The sequence below is a fragment of the Microbacterium sp. UBA3394 genome (assembly GCF_002358725.1).
Taxonomy (GTDB): Bacteria; Actinomycetota; Actinomycetes; order Actinomycetales; family Microbacteriaceae; genus Microbacterium; species Microbacterium luteum.
The window spans coordinates 298-7541 of record NZ_DEPK01000184.1; the positions used below are offsets into that span (position 1 = coordinate 298).

At 69.8% G+C, this 7244-nt stretch carries 6 protein-coding genes; 3 read left to right on the forward strand and 3 right to left on the reverse strand.

The window, feature by feature from the left end:
• Nucleotides 1-26: 26 nt before the first annotated feature.
• Entirely contained in the window at nucleotides 27-1628 is a 1602-nt protein-coding gene (locus tag B4E30_RS10975) for a serine hydrolase (protein WP_194385095.1), read from the reverse strand.
• 154 nt (nucleotides 1629-1782) lie between these two features.
• Between B4E30_RS10975 and B4E30_RS10980 the strand changes: the two genes are divergently transcribed.
• Both B4E30_RS10980 and B4E30_RS10985 read left to right on the forward strand, forming a co-directional pair.
• A complete protein-coding gene (locus B4E30_RS10980) occupies nucleotides 1783-3486 on the forward strand; it encodes a sensor histidine kinase (RefSeq protein WP_286795320.1) in 1704 nt (567 codons plus the stop codon).
• Nucleotides 3474-4121, forward strand: coding sequence for a response regulator (locus B4E30_RS10985; RefSeq protein ID WP_194385097.1), 648 nt, complete (start codon nucleotides 3474-3476; stop codon nucleotides 4119-4121). The genes B4E30_RS10980 and B4E30_RS10985 overlap by 13 nt, the downstream gene beginning before the upstream one ends.
• A 7-nt stretch (nucleotides 4122-4128) precedes the next feature.
• Here B4E30_RS10985 and B4E30_RS10990 read toward each other — a convergent pair whose 3' ends face one another.
• The gene (locus B4E30_RS10990) at nucleotides 4129-5223 is read right to left on the reverse strand and encodes a DUF4349 domain-containing protein (protein ID WP_286795321.1); all 1095 of its coding nucleotides are present in this window, start codon (nucleotides 5221-5223) and stop codon (nucleotides 4129-4131) included.
• Complete coding sequence (locus B4E30_RS10995) at nucleotides 5220-5777, reverse strand: RNA polymerase sigma factor (protein WP_194385099.1); 558 nt, start codon at nucleotides 5775-5777, stop codon at nucleotides 5220-5222. Before B4E30_RS10995 ends, B4E30_RS10990 begins: the two co-directional genes overlap by 4 nt.
• A gap of 236 nt (nucleotides 5778-6013) precedes the next feature.
• On the opposite strand from B4E30_RS10995, the gene B4E30_RS11000 reads away from it, so the two are divergent.
• The gene (locus B4E30_RS11000) at nucleotides 6014-7120 is read left to right on the forward strand and encodes a TerC family protein (RefSeq protein ID WP_286795322.1); all 1107 of its coding nucleotides are present in this window, start codon (nucleotides 6014-6016) and stop codon (nucleotides 7118-7120) included.
• Nucleotides 7121-7244: the final 124 nt, after the last annotated feature.

The window sequence follows — 7244 nt, forward strand, 5'->3', positions numbered from 1 at the left end:
CCACACGTTTTGGCCTATAACCCTCGTCACCGGCTCCAGGTCCCGAGCCCCTGGGCGTCGAAGAACTGCAGCGTGACGCCGGTGACATCACCCCCGTCCTCGAGGAACGTCGCGGACGACATCGATCCCTCCGGGGCGTTCTCACCCGTCGGGACGAACGCGAAGGCATCCCCGTCCCAATGCCTCAGCTCGAGCACGTACCCGTCATCCGCTCCCATCGCCAGGACGAGCTGACCGTTCCGCTCGGACACGGTGAGCGGTCCGAAGTAGGCGTTGTCGTAGGTCCCCTCGTAGTCGGCGAGGTCACGAGGCGCGTCGGGGGCACTCGGCGCCTGCTCGTCGACGAGATCGCCGACGGGCGTGGTGAGGCTCGCCACGGCGGCACGGTAGTCCGTGATCCAGTCGCGGGTCAGGTCGCCGTACTGCACCAGGTCGAGGAACTGTGCGTTGACCGCCTCGGGAAGGCCGTAGGGGCCCCCGTTGGTGAGGGTCACGATCCCCAGGTCCAGGCTCGGGATCAGGCGGAAGTTCGTCGCGGCTCCCAGCACGAACCCGCCCGAGTGGGCGATGCCGGTGCGTCCTCCCACCGCCGTGTCGACGTTGAAGCCGAACCCGTACATGCTGGTGCGCCATGTCGCTTCGGGAGGGTGGCTCGAGATCATCTCACCGGTCGTCGCCGCCGTCAGGGCCGCGGCGTCGAAGATCTGCTCCCCGCCGTGCTCTCCGCCGGCCAGGACGGCGTTCATCCACGCGGCGAGGTCGATGACGTTCGACGAGACGCCGCCGGCGGGAGCCTGTGCATCGGGGTCGCGGTCGAAGAGCGGCTGGAACCTGCCGTCGACGAACGCGTGGATGGTCGCGCGGTTGTCCTCCGCGAGGAAGTCCTCGTAGCGGGAGCTCGTCCGTGTCATCCCGAGCGGTTCGTACACCAGCGACTCGGTGACGTCCTCCCACGGCTCGCCGACTGCGGCGGCGGCCGCCTCAGCGCCCACGGTGATGCCGTAATTGGAGTAGTGGTAGCTGGATCGGAACGCGTCGAGGGGGAGCATGTCGAGATGATCCAGAATGTACTCGCGCCCGTACCCGAGGTCTTCCAGGTCGTCGCCGGCTCCGGTGTCCAGTCCCGTCCGGTGCGAGAAGAAGTCGCCGACCGTGGCGTGCTCGGTCACATAGGGGTCGCTCAGCGCGAAGCCCGGGAGGAGGTCGGACACCGGGGTCTCCCACGTGAGGGCACCCTGTCCGATGGCGGCGGTGATCGCCGTCGATGACAGCGACTTCGAGACCGACGCGATCTGGAACACCGTCTCCGGGTCGATTGGATCTCCTTCCCCCGCGGTCTTCACCCCGAAGCCTTCGGCGTACACGATCTCGCCGCCGTGGACGACGGCCACGGCGAGTCCGGGCACGCCTGTCTCCGCGAGGTCGTCCGCGATCAGGCCGGGCAGCTGCGACAGCGCGTCCGTGACGGCATCGTCGACGTTCGCCGCGGGCAGGGCGATCGCATCGCCCGGCGGAGCGTCTGCCGTCTCGACGACCACCGCCTCACCGCCGGCTTCAGGGACGCACCCGGTGAGAAGGAGGCCCGCCGAGGCGATGGCGGCGGCGGGGACGAGGGATCTTCGGGGCATGGGCTCTCCGTATCGGGTGGGGCAGGGCCTCTTCCACTCTGGCGGTGGACCACGCGTGAGGAACATAGACCCAGGTCCATGGCGGTGACCGGGATGCGCGAGGATAGTCGAACCCGCCGGCGATGACCGGGCCGGTGATGATCGGGGAGGACGCATGGCAGCACCCACGCGCTACCGGGCGCCGTCGGTGCGGTCGATGCGCGGGGTCCTCAGCATCCTCACGCTCGTCGGATCGCTGCTGGCGCTCGTCGTGCTCGCGCTCGTGCTCCCCGGCGCGGGGGAGGGGGCCGTCCCCATCACCCTGTTCGCGGTCGTCGCGATCGTCTATCTGGTCGCGGGCGCCGTCGCCTGGCTTCGACGCCCTGCCAATGCGACCGGGATGCTGCTGGTCTGCGGCGGGGTCTCCCTCACGGTCGCGAATCTCGCGAACGCGCCGGTGCCGGAGCTCGCGACACTCGGCAACGTGTTCGCGACGGCGGTTCTCGCCGTCATCGTCCACCTGCTGCTGGCCTTCCCCACCGGCCGGCTCACGGGGAGGCTCGCGGTCGGACTCGCTGCGATCGCCTACACGATCGCCATCCTCCTCCCGCTGCCGGCCGTGCTGCTGGACGCGCCCGCGATGGCGGCGCCGGTGGCCGCCGTGCAGAGCGCCGTCGGGCTCGCGCTCATGGTCGCGACGGCGTGGCTGCTGGTGCGACGCCTGCAGCACGCCGATGCTCACGCGAGGCGGGTGCTGCTGCCGCTCTACGCCTACGGCATCGTCGCGGTGCTCACCATCGTCGCGCTTCCCGTGGTCCTGCCCGCCGATGAGGCGGTGCTGCGCGCCGGGCTCCAGCTGCTGCTCCTGCTCGGCATCCCGATCGCGTTCCTGATCGGCGTGCTCGGCGGCGGATTCACGCCGACGCGGGATCTCGCCGATCTCGGTGAGCAGCTGTCGACCTCATCCGACGGCTCGCGTCCCCTGTCCGATGCTGTGGCGGACACCCTCGGCGATCCGTCGCTCCGGGTGCTCCTGCGCGCGCCCGACGGTCTGGTCGACGAGGACGGGGAACCCGCGCGCGTGTCGGCGCATCCCGACCGCGGGGTCGTCGACGTCGACATCGACGGACGCCCGGTGGGTGCGATCGAGTACGACTGCCGCTCCGAGATCGACGAGACGCGCGTGCGTCGCGCCGGGCGCATCATCGCCGTCGCGATCGACCGCTCCCGCCTGACCGCCGAACTGCGCCAGAGCCGTCGCGAGGTGCGCGCATCCCGCATCCGCATCGTGGAGACCGCCGATCGCGAGAGGTTCCGCATCGCCCAAGACCTCCACGACGGACTGCAGGCGCAGCTGGTCCTGCTGGGCGTCGAGGCTCAGCAGATCGCGCATGCGCCGGAAGTCGGAGTCGCTGCCGCGGCGGCGGCCACGGCGTTGCGTCGTCGTATCGACGTCGCCGCCGGAGATCTGCGCCGGCTCGTACACGACGTGCTGCCCATGCCGCTCATGGAGCGCGGCTTCGTCGCGGCCGTGGAGGACCTCGTCGACCGTATGCCCGTGCCGACGACCATGTCGGCGCGGGTCGAGCCGGGTCTGCTGCCCGCCGCCACGGGAACCACCGCCTATTTCGTCGTGGCCGAAGCTCTCGCGAACGCGGTCAAGCACGCGAGGGCAGGGTCCGCCGCGGTGGTACTCGTGCACGATGGCCCGACGCTGCGCATCACCGTGACCGACGACGGCATCGGCGGTGCCGACCCGACCGGTCGCGGTCTGCGGGGACTCGCCGATCGGGTGGACACCCTCGGCGGCGACTGGTTCATCTCGTCGCCGCACGGGGAGGGCACACGTCTGGAGGTGCGTCTGCCGTGCGCGTCGTGATCGGTGAAGACGAAGCGCTCCTGCGCCAAGGACTCGCGCTGCTGCTGCGACAGGACGGGTTCGACGTGGTGGAGGTCGCGCCCGACGCGGTCGCGCTGGAGGAAGCCGTTCGGGCTCACGACCCCGATCTCGTCATCACCGACATCCGCATGCCGCCCTCCTACACCGATGAGGGCCTCGCCGCCGCGGCGCGCATCCGATCGGAGCGGCCGGCGATGCCCGTGGTGGTGCTCTCCCAGCACGTGCAGCGCCGCTACGCCGAAGAACTCATCGGCGACGGCGGCGCGGGGATCGGATACCTGCTGAAGCAGCGGATAGCCGACGTGCGGACCTTCACCGCCGACCTGCGTCGCGTCGCCCGAGGCGGCACGGCCCTCGACCCCGACGTCGTCGAGATCATGGTCGCACGCGCCCGTCTGCTCGGCGGGGGCGTCGAGGCCCTGACTCCGCGGCAGCGCGAGGTGCTCGCACTCATGGCGCAGGGGCGGAGCAACGGGTGGATCGCCGCGGAACTCGGATTGTCGGAGAAGGCGATCGTGCAGCACACCTCGAACATCTACGACATGCTCGGGCTCGCCGTGGACGCCGACGACCACCGTCGGGTGCTCGCGGTCATCCACTATCTGACGCACTGAGCGGGCCTCAGACGTTGTCGTCCTCCGGGGTGGGGGCGACGGATGCGGCGCGGCGCCGAGCACGCGCTCGGCGACCGATGACGACGAGCCAGACGGCAGCGACCACCACGGCGACCACCAGGAGCCAGGGGAGCAGGAAACCGAGGCCGATGACGATTCCGTTGAGTGTGGCCACGAGCCCGTTCCACCCGGTCGCCAGCCCGTCGCCGAATCCGGTGGGGTCGGCTTCGACCGGCTCCGACGGCTCGACGAGGGTCACCGTCAGACTGGATGTCGCGACCCGCCCTTCGAGGTCTTCCAGTTGCTGGCGGTACGACTCCAGGAGCGCCTGACGGTCGGCGAGCGCCGTCTCGGCAGCGATCAGATCAGACAGGTCCGCGGATTCGTCGAGCAGTTCCGTGAGCCGGGCAACCGACGCCTCCGTGGCCTCGACCCGTGCGCGAAGGTCGATCGCCTGCTCCGTGACGTCGAAGGTGTCGACCGAGCTCGAACGCACCTCTCCGATCGCGGAGAGGTCGGCGACGATCGCGTCGAGCTGATCGGCGGGAACGCGCACCGTGATCCACGATCCGGCGTACGGGACGGGCATCGACGTGTCCGTCATCCCCGACGTGTACGCGTCGTCCGAGCGGGATTCGTCCTCGGTGATCGTCAGCGACTCCACCCAGCCTCCGCGAGCTCGTGCGGCGACGGCGACCGCCTCGGCGCTGGTCGCGGCGTCGTCGACGAGGAGAGTCGCCGTCGCGGAGGTGATGAGTTCGCGATCGGTGTCGCCGGGGCCGATCTCGATCCTCGACGAGGTCGCATCGTCGGCAGCCATACCCGACTCCGTCGCGCCATCGGCGGGGGCATCCGCCATCTGGCCGCCGCCGTCGGGGACCTCGACCGCGCTGATGTCGGTGGAGGCCGGCCCGACCAGCACGGCGGGGCCGATGAGCGCGGCCGCTGCGATCACGGCGACCGCGGCGGCGCCGCCGGCCCACCACCGCGCACGTCGCGTGCGGCGTCGGTCGCGTTCGCGCGCGATTCCGGTGAACACCGAGTCCTCGATGCGATCCAGGCTGGCCTCGGAGATGTGCGGCAGCGGGTCGTTCGATGTCATGACGTGCTCTCCTTCACGGTTGCCCGCAGCCGTGAACGGATGCGGGACAGGCGATTGCGGACCACCCCGTGCGAGACACCGAGCCGCGCGGCCGCCGCGCCGTAGTCGAGTCCTTCCACCGCGCACAGCAGGAAGATGCCCCGATCGAGCTCGCCGAGTCCGTCGACCTCGTCGCCGATGCGACGCGCGAGGTCGGCTCCGATCACCTGCTGCTCGACGTCCACCCGCGCGGGCGCGCCCTCGGGGAGCCGACCGCGGGTTTCCCGGTCGCGACGCTGCTGGCGCATCCGGTTCGCCGACTGGAAGCGGCAGATCGTCACCAGCCACGGAAAGAGCGACTCGCCCGCCAGGCGCATGCCCGGCAGCTTCCGCCACGCCACGAGGAAGGTCTCCTGCAGCACGTCCTCGGCGTCGGGCGCGTCACCGAGCAGCGCGTACGCGACGCGGTACAGGGCGGGCGCGTAGGAGCGGTACAGCGTGCGGAACGCGTGCTCGCTCCCGCTCGCGGCGAGCGCCACGAGCGTCGCGTCGTCGGATGCGGGCGCGGAACTCATGCGGTGCTGCTCCTTCGAGGCCGAGGGTGGTCCTACACCCGTGAAGTGTCGGCACCGGCGCGATCGTCTCACATCGGTGGGGTGCCGCGCGGCGACCCGGTAGGGTTGAGGCCGCGAGAGGGAGTATCCCGTCCTCGCGCGTCCGTCATCACGGGTCCTGCAGGGCCCCGGGCGCGCGCCGCGTCAGCGGGGGAGAGACTTTCGATGATTCGTGCATCCCTCTTCGAAAGGCCCTGATGGGTTACGAGATCCCCGCGTGGTTCCAGATCGCCGCGCTCGCCGTGCTGGTGGTCATTCTGGTCGCCGACCTGCTGCTGATCCTGAAGCGCCCGCATATCCCGTCGATGCGCGAGGCGACGCTGTGGGTGGTCTTCTACGTCTCGCTGGCGCTGGTGTTCGCGGTCGTGCTGCTGTGGGTGACCGGCAGCCACGATGCGATGGGGGAGTTCGTCGCGGGATGGCTGACGGAGTACAGCCTGTCGGTGGACAATCTCTTCGTCTTCGTCCTGCTCATGAGCCAGTTCGCCGTGCCGCGCCGATACCAGCAGGAGGTGCTGATGGTGGGCATCATCATCGCGCTGGTCCTGCGCGCGATCTTCATCATGCTCGGCGCCGTCCTCATCGAGAACCTCAGCTGGATCTTCTACGTCTTCGGCCTCTTCCTCGTCTACACGGCGTGGCGGCAGGCGTTCCCCGGATCGCACGAGAACTCGGCGCAGACCGAGACCGGGCTGGTGCGCTTCATGCGGCGCTTCTTCAACATCTCCGACTCGTACGACGGCCCCAAGCTGCGCACGGTGATGGGCGGCAAGAAGGTGTGGACGCCGATGATCCTCGTCTTCGTGGCGATCGGCTTCACCGATCTCGTCTTCGCGATCGATTCGATCCCCGCGATCTTCGGCATCACCCAGAGTGCGTTCATCGTGTTCACGGCGAACCTCTTCGCGCTGATGGGACTGCGTCAGCTCTACTTCCTTCTCGGCGGACTGCTCGACCGGCTCCGTTACCTGCACTACGGCATCGCGTTCATCCTCGCGTTCATCGGCGTGAAGCTCTTCCTGCACGCCCTGCACGTCAACGAGCTTCCGTTCATCAACGGCGGCGAGCACGTCGAGTGGGCACCGGAGATCTCCACCTGGGTCTCGCTGGGCGTCATCCTGGTGTCGATGGCGGTCGCGACCGTCGCCAGTCTCATCGCCGCCGGCAAGGAGCCGGTGGTGCCGGAGCCGGAGACGCCCGCCATCCCCGACGGCAGCGGCGCGACCGACGCCGAAGAGGCGGCATCCGTCGTCGCGGACGAGCACGCCACTCCGCCCACGGTCGACCCGCGCGACCGCAGCTGAGGCGTGCCGGTGCACGTCCGGGCACGTCGGCGGCAGTGATAGCCTGGCTCCGTGTGGATCGCTCGCCTTCTCCTTAGCGGCCGCGACGAGTCCTCGTAACCCAGGCCTCACTCGTCGCGGAGTT